This window comes from Agrococcus sp. AC640b, from assembly GCF_979255995.1.
Genome location: NZ_CEEDMM010000003.1, coordinates 84,115 through 102,906 on the forward strand (window position 1 = coordinate 84,115; position 18,792 = coordinate 102,906).

At 72.8% G+C, this 18,792-nt stretch carries 17 protein-coding genes and 1 riboswitch; of the genes, 1 reads left to right on the top strand and 16 read right to left on the bottom strand.

What is annotated here, in order from left to right; all coding sequences use genetic code 11:
• Positions 1-31: 31 nt before the first annotated feature.
• The 16 genes from ACZ6H8_RS02035 to argS form a co-directional block, all read right to left on the bottom strand.
• The gene (locus ACZ6H8_RS02035; RefSeq protein ID WP_464143852.1) at positions 32-916 is read right to left on the bottom strand and encodes a metallophosphoesterase; all 885 of its coding nucleotides are present in this window, start codon (positions 914-916) and stop codon (positions 32-34) included.
• Complete coding sequence (locus tag ACZ6H8_RS02040) at positions 913-1,908, bottom strand: LacI family DNA-binding transcriptional regulator (RefSeq protein WP_464143854.1); 996 nt, start codon at positions 1,906-1,908, stop codon at positions 913-915. Before ACZ6H8_RS02040 ends, ACZ6H8_RS02035 begins: the two co-directional genes overlap by 4 nt.
• The gene (locus ACZ6H8_RS02045; protein ID WP_464143855.1) at positions 1,901-3,688 is read right to left on the bottom strand and encodes an ABC transporter permease; all 1,788 of its coding nucleotides are present in this window, start codon (positions 3,686-3,688) and stop codon (positions 1,901-1,903) included. Before ACZ6H8_RS02045 ends, ACZ6H8_RS02040 begins: the two co-directional genes overlap by 8 nt.
• A complete protein-coding gene (locus ACZ6H8_RS02050; RefSeq protein ID WP_464143857.1) occupies positions 3,685-4,683 on the bottom strand; it encodes an ABC transporter ATP-binding protein in 999 nt (332 codons plus the stop codon). Before ACZ6H8_RS02050 ends, ACZ6H8_RS02045 begins: the two co-directional genes overlap by 4 nt.
• 113 nt (positions 4,684-4,796) lie before the next feature.
• On the bottom strand, positions 4,797-5,849 hold the full coding sequence (locus ACZ6H8_RS02055; protein WP_464143859.1) for an extracellular solute-binding protein: 1,053 nt from the start codon (positions 5,847-5,849) through the stop codon (positions 4,797-4,799).
• A gap of 238 nt (positions 5,850-6,087) precedes the next feature.
• Complete coding sequence (locus tag ACZ6H8_RS02060) at positions 6,088-6,438, bottom strand: DMT family transporter (protein ID WP_464143861.1); 351 nt, start codon at positions 6,436-6,438, stop codon at positions 6,088-6,090.
• 2 nt (positions 6,439-6,440) lie between these two features.
• On the bottom strand, positions 6,441-6,755 hold the full coding sequence (locus tag ACZ6H8_RS02065; RefSeq protein ID WP_464143863.1) for a DMT family transporter: 315 nt from the start codon (positions 6,753-6,755) through the stop codon (positions 6,441-6,443).
• A 13-nt stretch (positions 6,756-6,768) separates the two neighbouring features.
• Positions 6,769-6,833, bottom strand: a riboswitch (guanidine-III (ykkC-III) riboswitch).
• 69 nt (positions 6,834-6,902) lie between these two features.
• Positions 6,903-7,496, bottom strand: a complete 594-nt coding sequence (locus ACZ6H8_RS02070) for a carboxymuconolactone decarboxylase family protein (protein ID WP_464143864.1) — start codon at positions 7,494-7,496, stop codon at positions 6,903-6,905.
• Between the two features lie 58 nt (positions 7,497-7,554).
• Positions 7,555-8,634, bottom strand: a complete 1,080-nt coding sequence (gene prfA / locus ACZ6H8_RS02075) for a peptide chain release factor 1 (RefSeq protein ID WP_464143867.1) — start codon at positions 8,632-8,634, stop codon at positions 7,555-7,557.
• A 4-nt stretch (positions 8,635-8,638) separates the two neighbouring features.
• Positions 8,639-10,792, bottom strand: a complete 2,154-nt coding sequence (gene rho / locus ACZ6H8_RS02080) for a transcription termination factor Rho (RefSeq protein ID WP_464143870.1) — start codon at positions 10,790-10,792, stop codon at positions 8,639-8,641.
• A gap of 153 nt (positions 10,793-10,945) precedes the next feature.
• Positions 10,946-11,863, bottom strand: a complete 918-nt coding sequence (gene thrB / locus ACZ6H8_RS02085) for a homoserine kinase (RefSeq protein ID WP_464143872.1) — start codon at positions 11,861-11,863, stop codon at positions 10,946-10,948.
• Positions 11,860-12,930, bottom strand: coding sequence for a threonine synthase (gene thrC, locus ACZ6H8_RS02090; RefSeq protein ID WP_464143874.1), 1,071 nt, complete (start codon positions 12,928-12,930; stop codon positions 11,860-11,862). The genes thrB and thrC overlap by 4 nt, the downstream gene beginning before the upstream one ends.
• Before the next feature lie 17 nt (positions 12,931-12,947).
• Entirely contained in the window at positions 12,948-14,249 is a 1,302-nt protein-coding gene (locus ACZ6H8_RS02095; RefSeq protein WP_464143877.1) for a homoserine dehydrogenase, read from the bottom strand.
• Positions 14,246-15,592 (bottom strand): diaminopimelate decarboxylase, encoded by a 1,347-nt coding sequence (lysA, locus tag ACZ6H8_RS02100; protein WP_464143880.1) that lies wholly within the window; start codon positions 15,590-15,592, stop codon positions 14,246-14,248. Before lysA ends, ACZ6H8_RS02095 begins: the two co-directional genes overlap by 4 nt.
• A gap of 154 nt (positions 15,593-15,746) precedes the next feature.
• A complete protein-coding gene (locus tag ACZ6H8_RS02105; protein ID WP_464143882.1) occupies positions 15,747-16,499 on the bottom strand; it encodes an LmeA family phospholipid-binding protein in 753 nt (250 codons plus the stop codon).
• Between the two features lie 4 nt (positions 16,500-16,503).
• Complete coding sequence (argS, locus tag ACZ6H8_RS02110; RefSeq protein WP_464143885.1) at positions 16,504-18,153, bottom strand: arginine--tRNA ligase; 1,650 nt, start codon at positions 18,151-18,153, stop codon at positions 16,504-16,506.
• Positions 18,154-18,175: 22 nt separating this feature from the next.
• On the opposite strand from argS, the gene ACZ6H8_RS02115 reads away from it, so the two are divergent.
• Positions 18,176-18,766: a hypothetical protein gene (locus ACZ6H8_RS02115; RefSeq protein WP_464143888.1), complete on the top strand. Its 591-nt coding sequence runs from the start codon at positions 18,176-18,178 to the stop codon at positions 18,764-18,766.
• Positions 18,767-18,792 lie beyond the last annotated feature (26 nt).

Here is an 18,792-nt window from a genome sequence, read left to right on the forward strand (position 1 = left end):
AGACGTGCGACCTCCTTCGGGCGCGACCTGCTCAGGCCTCGCGGCGCACGATGCCCTGCGCGGCGAGCCGCCTGTCGACCTCCGCCTGCTCGACGCGCTCCCCCACCGACGCGTGCCGCCGCAGCGGGGCGACGGCGTGCACGACGGTCTCGGGCAGCACGTGCACGAGCGCGAGCGCCTGCTCGCCGTCCTGCCCGCGCGTGCCGCCGCCGGCCGCGAGGAGGTCCTGCGTGTAGGCGAGGCCGCTCGCGGCGTGCACGGGGATGCCCGCGAAGGTCGTCGACACCGCATGGTGCACGTGGCCGCTGAGGATGGCGCGCACGTCGGTGCCGACGAGCGCGGCGGCGAGGCGGTCCTGCCCGCGCAGCTCGACGGTGAGCGCGAGGTCGAGCAGCGTCGGCGCCGGCGGGTGGTGCAGCACGAGGATCGTGCCGAGCGGAGCGGGCGTGCGCAGCTCGTCGGCGAGCCACGCGAGCTGCGCGTCGTCGACGGCGCCCCAGTGGCTGCCTGGCACGCTCGAGTCGATCACGACGATGCGCAGCCCCCGCACGTGGTGCACGGAGCGGATCGGCCGATCTGCGGGCTCGGAGTCGTCGGCGAGCAGGTGCCGTCGCAGCGCGCTGCGGTCGTCGTGGTTGCCCGTGGCGACGACGAGCGTGGCGCCCATGCGCTCGGCGGCCGGCACGACGAGGTCGCGGATGCGGTCGTAGGCACCCGGCTCTCCGCGGTCGGCGAGGTCGCCGGAGAGCACGATGGCGTGCGGCTGCACCCCGGAGGCCTCGAGCCGCTCGATGGCCGAGGCGAGCGCGGCGGCCGAGTCGACGCTGCCGTACAACGGCGCACCGTCACCGGTGACGTGGAGGTCGGTGAGGTGCGCGAGCACGACGCTCGGCGCGGGGAACTCGGTCGTGATCATGCGTGCTCCACGGGTCGCAGGGTTCGGCCGGGCAGCAGCTCGCCGCGCCACCGCCGATGGATGGGCAGGTCGACGTCGCCGTCCAGCAGCGCCGACAGTCGGGCGACCGCCGCGTCGGCGGCGGTCTCGACGGGCACGCGCACCGTCGTGAGGCCGAGCAGGTCGACGCCGGGCAGCATGCCGTCCCACCCGGTCGTCGAGCAGTCGCGCACGCGGCCCGCGAGGCCGCGCATGACCGCGAGCTGGCGCGTGTCGGAGGCGCACAGCACGGCGGTCGCGCCGTCGTCGACGGCGGCGAGCGCGTCGGCCACGCCGTCGTCGGGCTCGGCGCCCGTCTCGATGCGGTCGACGCGCGCCGAGCCGAGGCCAGCCAGCAGCGCCTCGGCGCGCTCGTGCTCGCCGTACGACGTCGCGGCGCCCGCACCGAGCACGACGACGCGCTCGTGGCCGAGCTCGCGCACCCGCGCTGCGAGCACCGTGCCGTGCCAGCCCTCGTCGTACGCCTCGGCGTGGATGCGCTCGCTCGGCTCGTCGCGGCCGACGCGCACGATGGGCACCTCGCTCGCGAACGGCTCGAGCCGGTGGGAGGCGACGCCGCCGGTGGCGACGAGGAGTCCTGCCACGCGCATCCCCAGCAGTCGACGCAGCGCCTGCACCTGCTGCTCGCCGCCGGGGTCGGCGCCGATCGTGACGGTGACGAGCTCGAGGTCGGCATCGCGGGCAGCGACCTCGATGCGCGAGAAGAGCGCGCCGAAGACGGGGTTCGCGGCATCGCGCAGCATGAGGCCCACGACGCCCGTGCCGCCTGCGGCGAGGTCGGCGGCGGCGAGGTTCGGCACGTAGCCGAGCGCGGCGGCGACCTCCTCGACGCGCGTCCGCGTGGCCTCGGCGATGCGCCCGTGCCCGCGCAGCGCCCGCGTCGCCGTCGAGCGCGAGACGCCCGCCTCGCGCGCGACGTCCTCGACCGTGACCTGCAGCTGCCGCTCAGCCACGACGCCTGCGCAGCCCTCGCCCGTAGACGAGCCAGAGCACGAAGCCCTGCACGATCATGAGCAGGACGGTGTAGACGAACGTGATCGACATGGCCTGCACGTTCGCCTCCCCCTCGGTCGCTCGTCGGATCGCGATGCCCAACGGCTCCGCGAGCGGGTGGTAGAGGAACACGGCGGCATCGTAGTCGTCGACGAGGCTCGTGAAGTTGAGGGCCGTGACGGCAGCCATCGTGGGCGCGATGATCGGGATCACGACGCGGCGGATGGTCGTGAGCTGCCCGGCGCCGAGGATGCGCGCGGCATCCTCGAGCTCGTCGGGCACCGCGGCGAACGCCGCCTTCAGCAGTCGCAGCGTGAAGGGGATCTTCACGATGACGTATGCGATGCCGAGGATGAGGAACGTGCCCTGCAGCACCTGGCCGCCGACGATCCACTGCGGCCGGTCGAACGTGATGACGAGGCCGAGGGCGATGAGGATCGTCGGCAGGATCCACGGGATGTGGAGCACGTACTCGATGACGCTCGAGAGTCGGCCGCGCCAGGTGGTGAGGGCTCGGGAGACGAGCACGAGGCCGAGCACGACGGCGATCGACGCGACGGCCGAGTACACGACGGAGACGACGAACGGCGAGAGCGCGTCCGGCTGCGTGAGCACCGTGACCCAGTGCTCGATCGTGAGGTCGCCGAGCCCGATCGAGCCGCCCTGCACGGCGCGGGAGTCTGCGAACGAGAACAGCACGGCGCACAGCACGGGGAACACGTACACGGCCCACAGCGCCCAGGCGGCGACGTGCATCGCGATCGAGCCCCAGCGGGTGCGGAAGGCCTGCGGCTCGAGCGGCGACGCGACCTTCGCGACCGCGAAGTAGGTGCCGCCGCGCTCGACGCGGTTGAGGATCGCGAGCAGCACGATCGTCGCGAGCCCCAGCAGGATCGCCAGGAGCGCGGCGACGTCGCGCGAGGTGGTGGTGCGCGAGAACGACAGGATCATGGGCGCGACGGTCTGGAAGTCCTGGCCGCCGAGCACGAGCGGCGCCGTGAGCGCGCCGAGGCCGGTGAGGAACACGAGCACGGTGACGGCGAAGATCATCGGTCGCAGCGTCGGCAGCACGATGCGACGCAGGATGGTCCAGTTCGACGCCCCCATGAGCCGTGCGGCCTCGATCGACTGGTGGTCGATCTTCGCGAGCGCCGACGACAGGAAGAGCATGTGGTTCGTGGTGGTCGCGAACGTCATGACGAGCACGACGGCCATGAAGCCCGAGAACCAGTCGCGATCCATCTGGGGCCACACGTTCGCGATCGCGTTCGTGAGGAAGCCGTACCTGCCGTAGATGAAGGCGTAGCCGGTGGCGAGCACGATGCCGCCGTAGATGAACGTCGTCGCGTAGCCGAGCCACAGCACGCGTCTCGCGCGCATCTTGAACCAGCCGGTGACGAGGACGATGAAGATGCCGACGACGTTGACGGTCACGGCGAGCGTCGCGGCGAGCAGCACGCTGTTGCCGAGCGAGCGCAGGGCACGCTCGCTCGAGAGGAGGCGCTCGATCGCCGAGAGCGACAGCTCGCCGTCGGGTGCGAACGTCGCCTGCAGCAGCGTGACGTTCGGCATCACGAGGAACGCGACCGAGAACCACAGCGTGACCATGACGACGCCGATGCCCAGCGGCGAGCGCAGCATGCGCGCCGTCGCACCGCGCGGTCGTCGCGTCGGCGGCTTGGGCGCGAGGCCCGCGTCGACGGGGGTGCGAGGCTCCGCGGCCCGCTCGGCGGTGCTCATGCCGCGACCGGGAAGCGATGCACGCGCTCGGCGTCGAGCACGACGCGCACGGTGTCGCCGAGCGTCAGGCCCGCTGCGGCGGCGCTCGCCGACTCGACCCGCAGCACCGAGCCTGCGAGCTCGAGCTCGAGCAGCGTCGCGGCGCCGCGGTAGGCGTGCTCGCGCACGACGCCCTCGACGCCGCCGGAGTCGGTGATGGCGACGTGCTCAGGGCGCACCCACGCGTCGAGGTCGCCCGCGAGGGCGTCAGGTGCGAGCGCGGTGCGCTGCTGCGGCGTGAGGCGCGTCGCCTCGCCGACGAAGTCGCACACGAACGCGCTCGCCGGCTGCTCGTAGATCTCGCGCGGCGTGTCCAGCTGCTCGAGCCTGCCCTCCGACAGCACCGCGATGCGGTCGCTGAGGGCAAGGGCCTCCTCCTGGTCGTGCGTGACGTAGACCGTCGTGATGCCGACCTCGCGCTGGAGGCGCTGCAGCTCGCCGCGCAGCTGCACGCGCAGCTTCGCGTCGAGGTTCGACAGCGGCTCGTCGAGCAGCAGGATGCTCGGCTCGAGCACGAGCGCGCGGGCGATCGCGACGCGCTGCTGCTGACCGCCCGAGAGCTCGGAGACGCCGCGGCCGAGCTGTTCGGGCTTCAGCCCCACCTGCTCGGCTGCGCGGTCGACGCGCTCGCGCTGCTCGGCCTTCGACACGCGCTGCACCGCGAGCCCGAACGCGATGTTGTCGCGCACGGTCATGCTCGGGAACAGCGCGTAGCTCTGGAACACCATGCCGACGCCGCGCTGCTCGCTCGGCACGCGCGTCACGTCGCGGCCGGCGACGTGCACGCTGCCCGCCGTCGGCTCGACGAAGCCTGCGAGGGCGCGCAGCGCCGTCGTCTTGCCGCACCCGGAGGGGCCCAGCAGGGTGCAGAACTCGCCCTCGGCGATCTCGAGGTCGAGCCCGTGCAGCGCGACGTGGTCGCCGAACGCGACCCTGACGCCATCGAAGCGGATCATGCGGTGCTCCTCCTGGTCGGCGCTGCCGACCGTCGACGCGCGCTCCGCGCGCTTCCGGACGCCTGCCTGCTGCGGCGGCGTCAGAGAGCGCGCGAGCGCGCCTTCGGACTCGGTCAGGGCAGGTACTCGAGCTCGATGCGCTCGACCCACTCGCCGATGTGCTCGCGCACGAGGGCGTAGTCGATGTCGGCGCGCTCGACGGAGCCGACGAGCTCGACGATCTCGGGGTTCGCCTGCTCGAGCGCGATCTCGTTGACCGGCAGCGCGTTGAACTCCTGCGCGAAGGCGCCCTGCACCTCGGCGCTGCCGAACCAGTCGATGAACTCCTGCGCCTGCTCCTCGCGCTGCGTGCCGGCGATGACGCCGATCTGCTCGGTGACGAACGGCACGCCATCGGCGTTCGGCACGATCGCCGTCTCGGTGCCGTACTCGGCGTCGCGCGCCAGGATGCCACCCGAGGGCAGCACGCCGTACGAGACGTCGTCCTGCTCGAACCGCGCGTACAGGTCGGTGCCCTCGACGGCGGGGCTGCCGTTGGCGAAGTAGGCGTCGACGGCCTCCCAGCCCTCGTCGGAGACCTCGCCGTCGTCATCGGCGTAGGGCGCGAGGATGCCGGCGACGACGAGCTGCGGCGTGGCCTCGCCGAGCGCGGTGTTCACCTCGTACTGCCCCTCGTACTCGGAGCTCCACAGGTCGCTGACGTCCTCGGGCGCGTCGGTGACGGCGTTCGCGTCGTACACGGTGACGATCGCCTGGTCGACGAGCGGCCAGTACGCGCCGTCGACGGGGTCGCCCGCGTCCTCCGGCACCTCGCCCGACCACGACGGCTCGTAGGCCGTGATGGCCTCCTCCGCCTTGAGCGTCTCGAAGAACATGGTGTTGAGGCCGAAGACGACGTCGCCGACGGGGTTGTTCGCCTCGGCGACGATGCGGTTCGTGAGGTCGGCGCCGCCGAGCCCGACGATCTCGATCTCGAAGCCGTTCTCGGCGGCCTGCTCGGTGAGCCACTCGCCGCGCCCGTCGCCGTTCGAGTTCGTGTAGACGATGAGCGGTCCGCCCGCGTCGCCGCCCTCACCCTCGCCGCCGCTCGCGCATCCTGCGAGCGCGACGCCCGCCAGTGCCAGTCCTGCCGTCGCGCGCAGTGCGCGCCTGCTCGATGCCTGCATGGTCTCTCCTCGTCGAACGACCTCTCACGATGGAGAGTATCTACAACCGGACGCGAAATCCATGGGTGCGGTCGCGCGTCCGCACATACGGTATGGGGCCTCGGTGAACGCACGCCGAGCCGAAGGTGAACGTTCGGGCACTCCATCCCGCTCCCCGAGGTGCGAGCGCAGCGAGCGCACCCCGCTCCCCGAGGTGCGAGCGCAGCGAGCCTCGAGGGGCACGCACCACCGCGACGAGCTACGCCGCGGCGTCCGACGGCGCGGCAGCACCCTTCGGCGCCGTCACCTTGAGCCCGATGACGCTGCCGACGATGCCGACGACGAACAGCACCGTCCACCAGGAGAACGGCTGCGAGCCGGTGGCGATCGCCCACCCGACCGTGAGGGCGGCGCCGAGCCCCACCCACACCGCGTAGGCGGTCGCGATCGGGATCGACCGCGCGGCCCGCTCGAGACCGATCATCGACAGGACGCAGCCGACCACGAACACGACCGACTCGACCGGCCGCGTGAAGCCCTCCGACGCGCCGAGCGCCGTGGCCCAGACCGCCTCGAGCACGGCGGAGACGACGAGCACGATCCACGCCATGGCTACGCCACCACCTTGAGGCCGACGACGCAGCCGACGAGCACCGCGAGCAGCACGACGCGCGTCACCGTCGCCCGCTCCGCCTTCGTGACCATCGCCCACGCCGCGGTCGTGACGGCGCCGATGCCCACCCACACCGCGTACGCGGTGCCCGTGGGGATCGTGAGCATCGCGACGGCGAGCCCGACCATGCTCGCCACGAGCGCGAGGCCGAAGACGACGGTCGGCCTCCAGCGCGTGAAGCCCTTCGTGCGTGACAGCGCGGTGGCCCAGACGGCCTCCAGCAGCCCAGAGACGACGAGGATGACCCAGTCCATGACAGACCTCCAGAGTGGTCAGTCTTGTCGCTGTGCGGGTACTGCGCCCTCGTCCGCACGCCTGCGTCGGCGTTGCACCCAGGATAGCGAAGGAATGCGATCCTGGCAGCGCTCAGCCGACGCCCAGGCAGCGGGCGCGAGCGCGCGTCAGGTGGGCGTCCTGCCCCATCGCACCGCGTCGCGCACTGTCGCGGGCGCCTCCGCGGCGAGGCGCAGGTCGGGAGCGGCACCGAGCGCGTCGTTCACGGTGGAGAAGGCCTGACGGAGCGCGACGTACACCGTCGCCGCCAGGATCTGCCGATCGTCGAGGCCTGCGGTGCGCAGCGCCGCGACGTCGTCGGGCGTCGTGCCGTTGGGATCGTGCACGACGCGACGCGCCCACGTGGCGAGCGCGCGGTCGCGATCGTCGAGCGCGGCGCGATCGCCCTCCAGCACCGCGACGGCGACGTCGTCGCCGGCCGAGGACGCGAGCCGCGCACCCCACGCGAGCGCACAGTAGGCATCGCCCATCTCGCTCGCGGTCGCGGCGATCAGCACGCCCTTGTCGCGGAACCCGAGCCCGGCGGCCGAGGCCGCCTCCGCCACCGCGCTCGACCAGCTCGCGTGCAGCTCGGGGGCGTGCGCCCACACGCGCGTCGCGCGCATGACGTAGCCGAGGTCGTCGAGATCCTCGGCCAGGAGCGCCGAGGCCGCCTCGGAGTCGGGCGCCGACCGCAGATGACCCGCATCGTGCTCGGGCATGCCGACCTCCTCGTCGGCACCAGGATGGCACCGGAGGTCGGCGAGCGGTAGTGGTGGGTCAGGACTCGTCGGCGAGGGCCGCGAGCCGCGCCTCCTCGTCGGCGGTGATGCACGAGTCGATGACGGCCTGCAGCGCGCCGTCCATCACGGTGTCGAGGTTGTAGGCCTTGAACCCCGTGCGGTGGTCGGCGATGCGGTTCTCGGGGAAGTTGTACGTGCGGATGCGCTCGGAGCGATCCATGCCGCGGATCTGCGAGCGACGCGCGTCGGAGGCGGCGGCGTCGATCTCCTCCTGCTGCTTCGCGAGGATGCGCGCGCGCAGCACGCGCATGCCGGCCTCGCGGTTCTGCAGCTGCGACTTCTCGTTCTGCATCGACACGACGATGCCGGTCGGCAGGTGCGTGATGCGCACGGCCGAGTCGGTCGTGTTCACCGACTGACCGCCGGGTCCGGACGATCGGAAGACGTCGATCTTCAGGTCGTTCGGGTCGATCTGCACCTCCTCGGGCGCATCGACCTCCGGGAACACCAGCACGCCCGTCGTCGACGTGTGGATGCGGCCCTGCGACTCGGTCGCGGGCACGCGCTGCACGCGGTGCACCCCGCCCTCGTACTTCAGCGACGCCCACACGCCTTGCGCAGGATCGTTCGACGAGCCCTTGATCGCGACCTGCACGTCCTTGAAGCCGCCCATGTCGCTCGCGGTCGACTCGAGCATCTCGGTCTTCCAGCCGCGCGCCGTGGCGTAGTGCTCGTACATGCGCAGCAGGTCGGCCGCGAAGAGCGCCGACTCCTCGCCGCCCTCGCCGCCCTTGATCTCCATGATGACGTCGCGGCCGTCGTCGGGGTCGCGCGGGATCAGGAGTCGCCGCAGGCGCTCCTCAGCCTCGTACGCGGCCTGCTCGAGCGTCGGCACCTCGTCGGCGAACGCCTCGTCCTCGCGAGCGAGCTCGCGGGCGGCGGCGAGGTCCTCCCTCGCCGCCGTCCACCGCTCGTGCGCGGCCTTGACCTGGCTGAGCTCCGCATAGCGGCGGTTGACGCGCTTCGCGCGCCCCGCATCCGCATGCAGCGCGGGATCCGCGAGCTCGTGCTCGAGGTCCGCGTGCTCCGTCAGGAGCGCTGCGACCGACTCGAACACGGGGTCAGACCTGCTCGCCGCCCGGCGTCGACTTCGAGACCTTCATGAGGAACTCGACGTTCGACTGGGTGTCCTTGAGGTTCTTGAGCACGAGCTCCGTCGCCTGCTGCGGGTCGAGGCCCGCGAGCGCGCGACGCAGCTTCCACATGACCTTCGTCTCCTCGGTGCCCAGCAGCATCTCCTCACGACGCGTGCCGGAGGCGTTGACGTCGACGGCGGGGAAGATGCGCTTGTCGGCGAGGTGGCGCGACAGCCGCAGCTCCATGTTGCCGGTGCCCTTGAACTCCTCGAAGATGACCTCGTCCATCTTCGAGCCCGTCTCGACGAGCGCCGTCGCGAGGATCGTGAGCGAGCCGCCGTGCTCGATGTTGCGCGCTGCGCCGAAGAAGCGCTTCGGCGGGTACAGCGCGCTCGAGTCGACGCCGCCGGAGAGGATGCGACCCGACGCGGGCGTGGACAGGTTGTAGGCACGACCGAGGCGCGTGATGCCGTCGAGCAGCACCACGACGTCCTTGCCGAGCTCGACGAGACGCTTCGCGCGCTCGATCGCGAGCTCGGCGAGGGTCGTGTGGTCCTCGGCCGGACGGTCGAACGTCGACGCGATGACCTCGCCCTTGACGGTGCGCTGGAAGTCGGTGACCTCCTCGGGGCGCTCGTCGACGAGGACGATCATGAGGTGGACCTCGGGGTTGTTCTCGGCGATCGCGTTCGCGATCGCCTGCATCACGAGCGTCTTGCCCGCCTTGGGCGGCGAGACGATGAGGCCGCGCTGACCCTTGCCGATGGGCGCGACGAGGTCGATGACGCGCGTCGAGAGCTTGCCGGGCACCGTCTCGAGGCGCAGGCGGTCCTGCGCGTACAGCGGCGTGAGGTTCGCGAACTCCTGACGGTCCGTCGCCTCCTCTGCGGACTGGCCGTTGACCGAGTCGACGCGCACGAGCGCGTTGAACTTCTGCCGACCCTGGCCTGCCTGCTGCTCGCCCTCGCGGGGCTGCTTGATGGCGCCGACGACGGCGTCGCCCTTGCGCAGGCCGTGCTTGCGGACCTGACCGAGCGAGACGTAGACGTCGGTCGGGCCGGGCAGGTAGCCGGAGGTGCGCACGAACGCGTAGTTCTCGAGCACGTCGAGGATGCCCGCGACGGGCAGCAGGACGTCGTCCTCGAGGATCTCGGGCTCGAGGTCGTCGCCGCGGCCGGCGCCCGAGCCGCGTCGGCGGTCGCGCGTGCGGTTGCGGCGCGAGGTCTCGAGCTCGACGTCGCCGCCGCGGCCACCACGGCCGCTGCCGTTGCCGTCGCCGTCCTGGCGGTTCGAGTCCTGGCCCTGCTGACGGTTGCCGTCGCCGCCGTTCTGGCGACCGTTGCCGTCGCCGCCGTTCTGACGGTTCGCGTCCTGGCCGTTCTGGCGGTTGCCCCGCCCACGGCCGCGACGGCCGCCCTCGGCAGCGTCGTCGTCGTTCGGCTGCTGCTGCGACTGCTGCTGCTGGCGTCCGCCCTGCTGCTGGCCGTCCTGGGCGGGCTGCTGCTCGTCTGCGCGGTCCGCGCCCTTGCCGCGGCCGCGGCGACGGCGAGCGGGACGCTGCTCGCCGGATGCGTCGTCGGAGCCGTCTGCCTTGGTGGGCGCGTCGGCCTTCGCCTCGCCCTCCTCCGCACGCTGCTCGTCGGTCTTCGCCGACTCGACGGGCGCCTCGGAGGTCTCGGCGACCTGCTCGGCCGGCGCGTCCTCGACGGCCGCGGGCGCCTCGGCCTGCGCTGCCTCGGCCTGCGCCGCCTCGGCAGCAGGCGCCTCGGCAGCGGAAGCCTCGGCCTCATCGGTCTCGGCAGCGGGGGCCTCGGCAGCGGGTGCCTCGGCCTCGGCGGCGGCCTCGACGGCCACCGGCTCCTTCTTCTTGCGCGGCGCGCGCTTGCGCTTGGGCGGCTCGACGGGAGCGTCCTCGCTCGCAGCCGGCGCCTCCTCGGACTGCGCGGGCGCGGGCTCGGCTGCGGGCGCCTCGGCGGCGGTCGGCAGGTCGAGCGTCGCTGCGTCGGGGGCCGCTGCCGCACTCTGCGCACGCCGCGAGCGGCGTGCCTTCGTGACGGGTGCGGGTGCTGCGTCGGCCTGCTGCGCGGCCGTCGCGGCCTCTGCTGCGGCAGCGTCGACTGCGGGGGTCTCGTTGGTCATCGTCTCCCTTTCCGGGGGAACCGGCCGTGGATGCACGACCTGGGGATGCGCGGCACCGTCGCGCGGCGTTCGAGAGGACATCGCCGGCGATGGGCGGTGCTGCGACTGGAGTCTCGTGATCCCCCCGCGAGCGGACACGGATCGTGGCCGGGACTAGCGGGGGTCGACCTCGACTGTACCACCCTTGATGTCCACGGCCAGCAGCAGCGCGTCCCATCCATCGGGCTGCGCCGCGACGACCTCGGCCGCCGCGAGCCGCTGCTCGGGATCGCTCGAGAGCACGAGCACGCTGGGGCCCGCGCCCGACACGACGGCGGCGTGCCCGGCCTCGCGCAGGTCGGCGACGAGCCGCGACGTCGCCGGCATCGCCGAGGCGCGGTAGCGCTGGTGGAGACGGTCCTCGGTCGCGGCGTGCAGCAGGTTCGGGGTTTGCGTGAGCGCTGCGATGAGCAGCGCGGCACGAGAGAGGTTGAAGACCGCGTCGGCGTGCGGCACGTCCGCAGGCTGCAGGCTGCGCGCGAGCGACGTCGACATGCGCTCCTCCGGCACGGCGACGAGCAGCGAGACGCCGCGGTGCACGGCGAGCTCGGTGTGGTGGGGGCCGTCGTCGTCGACCCACGCGATGGTGAGGCCGCCGAAGATCGCGGGCGCCACGTTGTCCGGATGCCCCTCGAGCTCGGTGGCCAGGCGCAGCACCGTGGCGTCGTCGACCTCGACGTCGTCGCCGATCAGTCCGACGGCGGCGAGCACGCCCGACACGATCGCCGCACCCGACGAGCCCATGCCGCGCGAGTGCGGGATGGCGTTGCGGGCGTGGATGCGCAGGCCGGGGGCCGCGACGCCGAGACGATCGAACGCGTGCAGCGCCGCACGGGCGACGAGATGCGTCTCGTCGGTGGGCACCTCTCCGGCTCCCACGCCCTCGACGGTGATCGCGATGCCGGAGGCGGTGGCCTCGACCTCGAGCTCGTCGTGCACGTTGAGGGCGAGGCCGAGCGTGTCGAACCCGGGGCCCAGGTTCGCGCTCGTCGCCGGCACGCGCACGCGCACGCGACGGCCGACGAGGCTCACGCGAGCCCCAGCAGGCTCGCGACCTCGCTCGTCTCGGCGCGCACGACCTGCGGCGAGGCGTCCTGACCGTCGTCGCCCTTGAGGCCCCACTGCGCGTCCTTCAGGCCGTGGCCCGTGACGGTGAGCACGACCGTGGAGCCCTTCGGCACCTCGCCGGCCGCGTGCCGCTCGAGCAGGCCGGCGAGGCTGATGGCCGACGCGGGCTCCACGAAGATGCCCTCCTCGCGGGCGAGCAGTCGCTGCGCCGCGAGGATGCGCTCGTCGTCGATCGCCCAGAAGCCGCCGTTCGACTCGTCGCGCACGGCGAGGGCCTGCTCCCACGATGCGGGGTTGCCGATGCGGATCGCCGTCGCGACGGTGTCGGGCTCGCGCACGACCTCGCCGCGGACGATCGGCGCCGAGCCGAGCGCCTGGAAGCCGAGCATGCGCGGCGTGCGCGTCGTGTCGCCGCGCTGCGCCGCCTGCGTGTAGCCACGCCAGTACGCCGTGATGTTGCCAGCGTTGCCGACGGGGATGAGGTGCAGGTCGGGCGCGTCGCCCAGCACGTCGACGATCTCGAACGCCGCCGTCTTCTGCCCCTCGATGCGGTCGTCGTTGACGGAGTTCACGAGGTGCACGGGGTAGTGCTCCGAGAGCTCCTTCGTGATCTCGAGGCAGTCGTCGAAGTTGCCCTGCACCTGCAGCAGGCGCGCGCCGTGCACGACCGACTGCGCGAGCTTGCCCATCGCGATCTTGCCGTCCGGCACCAGCACTGCGGCCGTGATGCCCGCGTGCGCCGCGTACGCCGCCGCCGACGCCGACGTGTTGCCCGTCGAGGCGCACGCGATGGCCTTCGCGCCCTGCTCGACGGCCTTCGTCACCGCCATCGTCATGCCGCGGTCCTTGAAGGAGCCCGTGGGGTTCATGCCCTCGAACTTCACGAAGACGCGCGCGTCGACCCGTGCCGACAGGTGCGACGCCTCGATGAGCGGCGTGCCGCCCTCGCCGAGCGTCACGATCGGCGTCGACGCCGTCACGTCGAGTCGGTCTGCGTACTCGCGGATCACTCCGCGCCACTGCTGTGCCATGCGTCCCTCTCCCCCGCTCAGGCCTGCGCCTCGATGCGGATGACGTGCTCCACGCTCGCGACGTCCTCATGCGACCGCAGCGCCTCGACGACCCGCTGCAGCCGCCCTTCGGGCGCGGCGTGGGTGCCGAGCACCAGGCTAGCCGTCGGCCCATCGGCCACATGCTGCTCGATGGCCTCGATCGACACGTCGTGCGTGCTGAGCACCGTCGCGATCGCCGCGAGCACGCCGGGCCGGTCGGCGACCTCGAGGCGCAGCTGGTACCGCGTGGGCACGTCGTCGAACGGTGCGATCGGCAGTCTCGCGTGGCTCGACACCGCGAGCCCAGGGCCGCCGATGACGTGGCGGCGGGCGATGGAGACGAGGTCGCCGAGCACGGCGCTCGCCGTCTCGGGGCCGCCGGCGCCGGCGCCGTAGAACATGAGGTCGCCAGCGGCCTCCGCCGTGACGAAGATGGCGTTCTTCGCCTCGTGCACGGCTGCGAGCGGGTGGTCGCCCGGGATGAGCGCGGGGTGCACGCGCGCCGACACGCGGTCGCCGTCCGGGCCTGCGAGGCGCTCGCAGATCGCGAGCAGCTTCACGACGCGACCGTCGCGCTCCGCCTGCTGCACGACGGCGTCGGTGATGCCCGTGATGCCCTCGCGGTGCACCTGCTCGACGGGCACGGTCGTGTGGAACGCGAGCGACGCGAGGATCGTCGCCTTCGACGCGGCGTCGAAGCCCTCGACGTCGGCGGTGGGGTCGGCCTCGGCGTAGCCGAGGCGCGTCGCCTCGGCGAGCGCATCCTGCATCGTCGCGCCCTCGCGGTGCATGAGGTCGAGGATGTAGTTCGTCGTGCCGTTGACGATGCCCATGACGCGGGTGATGCGGTCGCCCGCGAGGCTCGCCTCGAGCGGGCGGATGATGGGGATCGCACCGCCGACGGCCGCCTCGAACGCCAGCTGCCCGCCGACGCGCTCGGCCGCGTCGAACAGCTCGGGCCCGTGCGCCGCCACGAGCGCCTTGTTCGCCGTGACGACGTCGGCGCCCGAGTTGAGCGCGTCGAGCACGAGCGAGCGAGCAGGCTCGATGCCGCCGAGCAGCTCGACGACGATGTCGGCGGATGCGGCGAGGCGTGCGAGGTCGGTGGTGAGCAGCTCGCGCGGCAGCTGCACGTCGCGCTGCGCGTCGACGTCGCGGACGCCGATGCCGACGAGCTCGAGGCCCGCTCCCGCACGGGCGGCGAGCTCGTCGGCGTGCTCGAGCAGCAGCCGAGCGACCTGCGAGCCGACGCTGCCGGCTCCGAGCAACGCGACCTTGAGGCTGCGGTAGGCGGTCATGGGGTTCCTCCAAGGCCCGCATCGCGTGCGAGCAGGTCGTCGATGGTCTCGCGACGCACGAGCACGCGCGATGCGCCGTCTGCGACGGCCACGATCGGCGGACGCGGCGTCATGTTGTAGTTCGAGGCGAGGCTCGCGCAGTACGCGCCCGTCGCGGGCACGGCGAGCAGATCGCCGGGCCCGACGTCGCCGGGCAGCCGCACCTCGTCGACGACGATGTCGCCCGACTCGCAGTGCAGCCCGACGACGCGAGCGCGCACGGCATCCGCATCCGACGACCTGTCCACGATGCGCGCCGTGTACTGCGCGCCGTAGAGCACGTGCCTCGGGTTGTCGCTCATGCCGCCGTCGACCGAGACGTAGACCCGCTCGCCGTCGGCGAGGTCCATGCGCTTGACGGTGCCGACGCGGTAGACGGTCACGCCTGCGGGGCCCGCGATGGAGCGCCCGGGCTCGATCGCGACGCGCGGCATCGCGACGCCCTCGCGGGCGCACGCCGCGCGCAGCGCCTCGGCGAACGATGCGGCGATCTGCTCGATCGGCTGCGGATCGTCGGCCTCCGTGTACGCGATGCCGAAGCCGCCGCCGACGTTGAGCTCGGGCAGGTCGCCGCCTGGCAGCAGCGACGCGTGCAGCGCGACCATGCGGTCGAAGGCGGCCGCGAATCCTGAGCCGTCGAAGATCTGCGAGCCGATGTGGGTGTGGAGGCCGCGCAGCTCGAGCACGTCGTCGGCGCGGATGCGCGCGACGATCGCGGGCGCGTCTGCGATGGGCACGCCGAACTTCTGGTCCTCGTGGCTTGTCGCGAGGAACTCGTGCGTCGAGGCGTGGACGCCCACGTTGATGCGCAGGCGGATGCGCTGCCGCACGCCCGCCTCGGCTGCGATGCGGGTGAGCCGGTCGACCTCGAGCTCGGAGTCGACGACGATCGTGCCGACGCCGGCCGCGACGGCCGAGCGCAGCTCGCGCTCGGACTTGTTCGAGCCGTGGAACCCGACGATCGCGGGGTCGACGCCCGCGGCGCGCACGAGCGCGAGCTCGCCTCCCGAGCACACGTCGACGCCGAGCCCCTCCGCGACCACCCAGCGGGCGACGTCGGCGGTGAGCAGCGCCTTGCCCGCGTAGTAGACGATCGGGTCGTCGAGCACGGCGTGGAACGCGGCGCGGATGCGCGCGGCCCGGCCGCGCAGCTCTGCCTCGTCGAGCAGCATGAGCGGCGTGCCGTGCTCGGCGGCGAGCGCGTCGAGCGCGGCGCCGCCGACGTGCACGACGCCGTCGACGCGGTGCGCGCTCGTCGGCCAGATGGCGGGCTGGAGCGCGTCTGCGGTGGAGACGTGGGTCATGTCGGTCCGTGGGGTGGTGGGGATCGCCTGCGGTGCGAGCGCGCTGCGCTCGGATCAGCAGGCGAGCGGACCCGGCGTGGCCCCTGAAGCCTGACGACGCCAGCCTACCCGGCGCCGGATCGGTGCCTCGCGCCGCGTCGCCGCATGACGCGCGTCAGCCGACGCAGGAGCCCAGCGGCGACTGCAGCTGCAGCACGGAGCGCTGCTCGATGCCGAAGACGAGGATGACCGCGCCGTTCGACACCCGCACGTCGGTGATCTCCATCGTCGTCGGCACCGAGTCGGCGATGCAGAACCCCGTCTGGTCGAACAGCGTCGACGTCGGCACGCCGTAGCGGGCCTCGAACTCCGTCGGCGACAGCGCAGCGGCCCCCACCTCGATCGACTCCGGCACGAGCACGATCCGCGACCCGCGCGTCACCGGCTCGACGACGACCGTCACGGGCACGATGCGGCCGCGCAGCTCGGCGTCGATCTCGACGCGCAGGGTCGGCGGCTCGAGCGTCACGTCTCGCACCTCGACGTCGACGAACTCGCCCGTCAGCTGCACGACCGACTCCTGGTCGAGCGCCACGTACGAGTACACGCGCGGGATCGGCTGCAGCATGTTCGTCGGCAGGTCGTAGATCTCGGCGTGGAAGGTGCCGTCGGCGACGCCGAGGTCGAGGTCGGGCACCGTGATCGACACGTGGTCGACGGAGCCGAGCAGCAGCTGCAGGATGGCGCTGCCGCCCGTGACCTCCGCCTCGACCTCGTCGGGGTCGTCGAGCTGCAGCGCGACCGCGATCTCCTCGCGCGCGATGCGCTCCATGCCTGCGCGCACGAGCACGTCCGCCAGGATCCCCGCGCCGACGAGCGCCGCGACGCCCGCGAGTCCCGCGGCGACGCGGACGAGTCGGCGCGGCACGGCGCTACATCCGCTCGGGAGCGCTGACGCCCAGGTGGCCGAGGGCGGTGCGCAGCACCTGTCCCGTCGCATCGTTGAGCCACAGGCGCGAGCGGTTCACGTCGCCGATCGGCTCGTCGCCGACCGGCACGACGCGGCAGGCGTCGTACCAGCGGTGGTAGAGGCCCGCGAGCTCCTCTGCGAACCTCGCGACGCGGTGGGGCTCGCGCAGCTGCGCCGCCTGGGCGAGCACGCGCGGGAAGTCCGCCAGCGCACCCAGCAGCGCCGACTCCGACGGGTGGTCGAGGGTCGAGGCGTCGAATGCGGAGCGGTCGACGCCGGCCGCCGCCGCGTTGCGGTCGACGGCGCTCGTGCGTGCGTGGGCGTACTGCACGTAGAACACGGGGTTGTCGTTCGAGCGCCGCTGCAGCAGCTCGAGGTCGATGTCGAGCGGCGAGTCGACGCTGGATCGCGCGAGGGAGTAGCGGGCAGCGTCGACGCCGACGACCTCGACGAGGTCCTCCATCGTGACGATCGTGCCCGCGCGCTTCGACATGCGCACGGGCTTGCCGTCGCGCACGAGGTTCACCATCTGCCCGATGAGCAGCTCGAGGTTGACGTGCGGCTCGTCGCCGAACGCCGCGCACATCGCCATCATGCGACCCACGTAGCCGTGGTGGTCGGCGCCGAGCATGATGAAGCACTGCTCGAAGCCGCGCTCGCGCTTGTTGAGGTAGTAGGCGAGGTCGCCGGAGAAGTAGGCGGGCGCACCGTTGGAGCGCACGACGACCCGGTCCTTGTCGTCGCCGAGCGCAGTGGTGCGCAACCACGTCGCGCCGTCCTCGACGAAGACGTGCCCGCGCTCGCGCAGCCGCTCGATCGCGCGCTCCACGTCGCCGTTGGCCTGCACGTCGTGCTCGTGGAAGAACACGTCGAACACGACGCCGAAGTCGGCGAGCGACTGCTTGATCTCGCCGAACATCATCTGCACGCCGTGGGCGCGGAAGTGCTCCTGCAGCGCGTCGTCGTCGAGGTCGAGCATGTCGATCTCGCTCTCGGCCTCGACGCGCGCCGCGATGTCGCCGATGTAGGCGCCGCCGTAGCCGTCCTCCGGCGTGGGCAGCCCGCGCCACGCCGCGACGAGGCTGCGCGCGAAGCGGTCGATCTGCGCACCGTGGTCGTTGAAGTAGTACTCGCGCGTCACGCGGGCACCCTGCGACTCGAGGATGCGGGCGAGCGAGTCGCCGACGGCAGCCCAGCGCACGGCGCCGAGGTGCAGCGGCCCCGTGGGGTTCGCGGAGACGAACTCGAGGTTCATCGGGATGCCCTGCATCGCGTCGCCGCGACCGTAGGCGCCGCCGGCCTCGACGATCGTGCGGGCGAGCTCGCCTGCGGCGGCCGCGTCGAGGCGAAGGTTGAGGAAGCCGGGGCCCGCCACCTCGACCGCCGAGACGCCCGTGATCGTCGCGATGCGCTCCTGCAGCTCGACTGCGAGCTCGCGCGGGGCGACGCCGACGCGCTTCGCGAGCCGCATGGCGGCGTTCGTCGTCCAGTCGCCGTGCTCGCGGCTGCGCGGCCGCTCGAGCACGATGTCGGCTGCCGAGACCTCCGCTCGGTCGCCGACGACGGCCTGGACGCTGGTGAGGATGGCGTCGGCGAGCGCGGCAGGATGCATCCCCCGATCCTATGCTGGCCGCATGCGCTCGACTCGCCCCGCCCTCGCCGCCCTCGCAGGCTCCGCCGCGCTCGCGCTCGCCGCCTGCGCGCCGGGCGCGCTCGAGGTCGCGCCGAGCGCGCCGAGCGCGCCGAGCTCGCCCTCCCCCTCCGGCTCGAGCACGCCGGCCCCGAGCGCGACGCCCAGCGACCCGGCGCTCGAGCCCGATCCGAGCCCGTCGGACTTCCAGCCGCCGCCGAGCGTCGCACCCACGACCGACCCGGTGAGCGGCGACCTCGACCTGGCGTGCACCGACGTCGTGACCCCCGACCAGATCTACGCCATCAACCCCGAGCTGCTCGCCACCGAGAACCCCGCAGGCGGCATCCCCGCCGACCTCGACGAGTACGCCGACGCCGGAGTCGTGTGCGCGTGGCAGCACGTGACGAGCGGCGACGTGCTGCTCGTGGGCGTGCTGCGCGCCGACGACGGCACGCGAACGCCGATCCGCGACCTGCCGGGCGCCGCGTCGGTCGAGGGCGAGTGGCTCATCGCCGTCGCCTCGCAGTACTTCGAGGGGGCCGGCGGCGACGCCGACGCGCTCATCGAGCAGGTCGCGACCAACCTCGGCTGACGGCGGCGCCCACGGGCGCGTCGGGG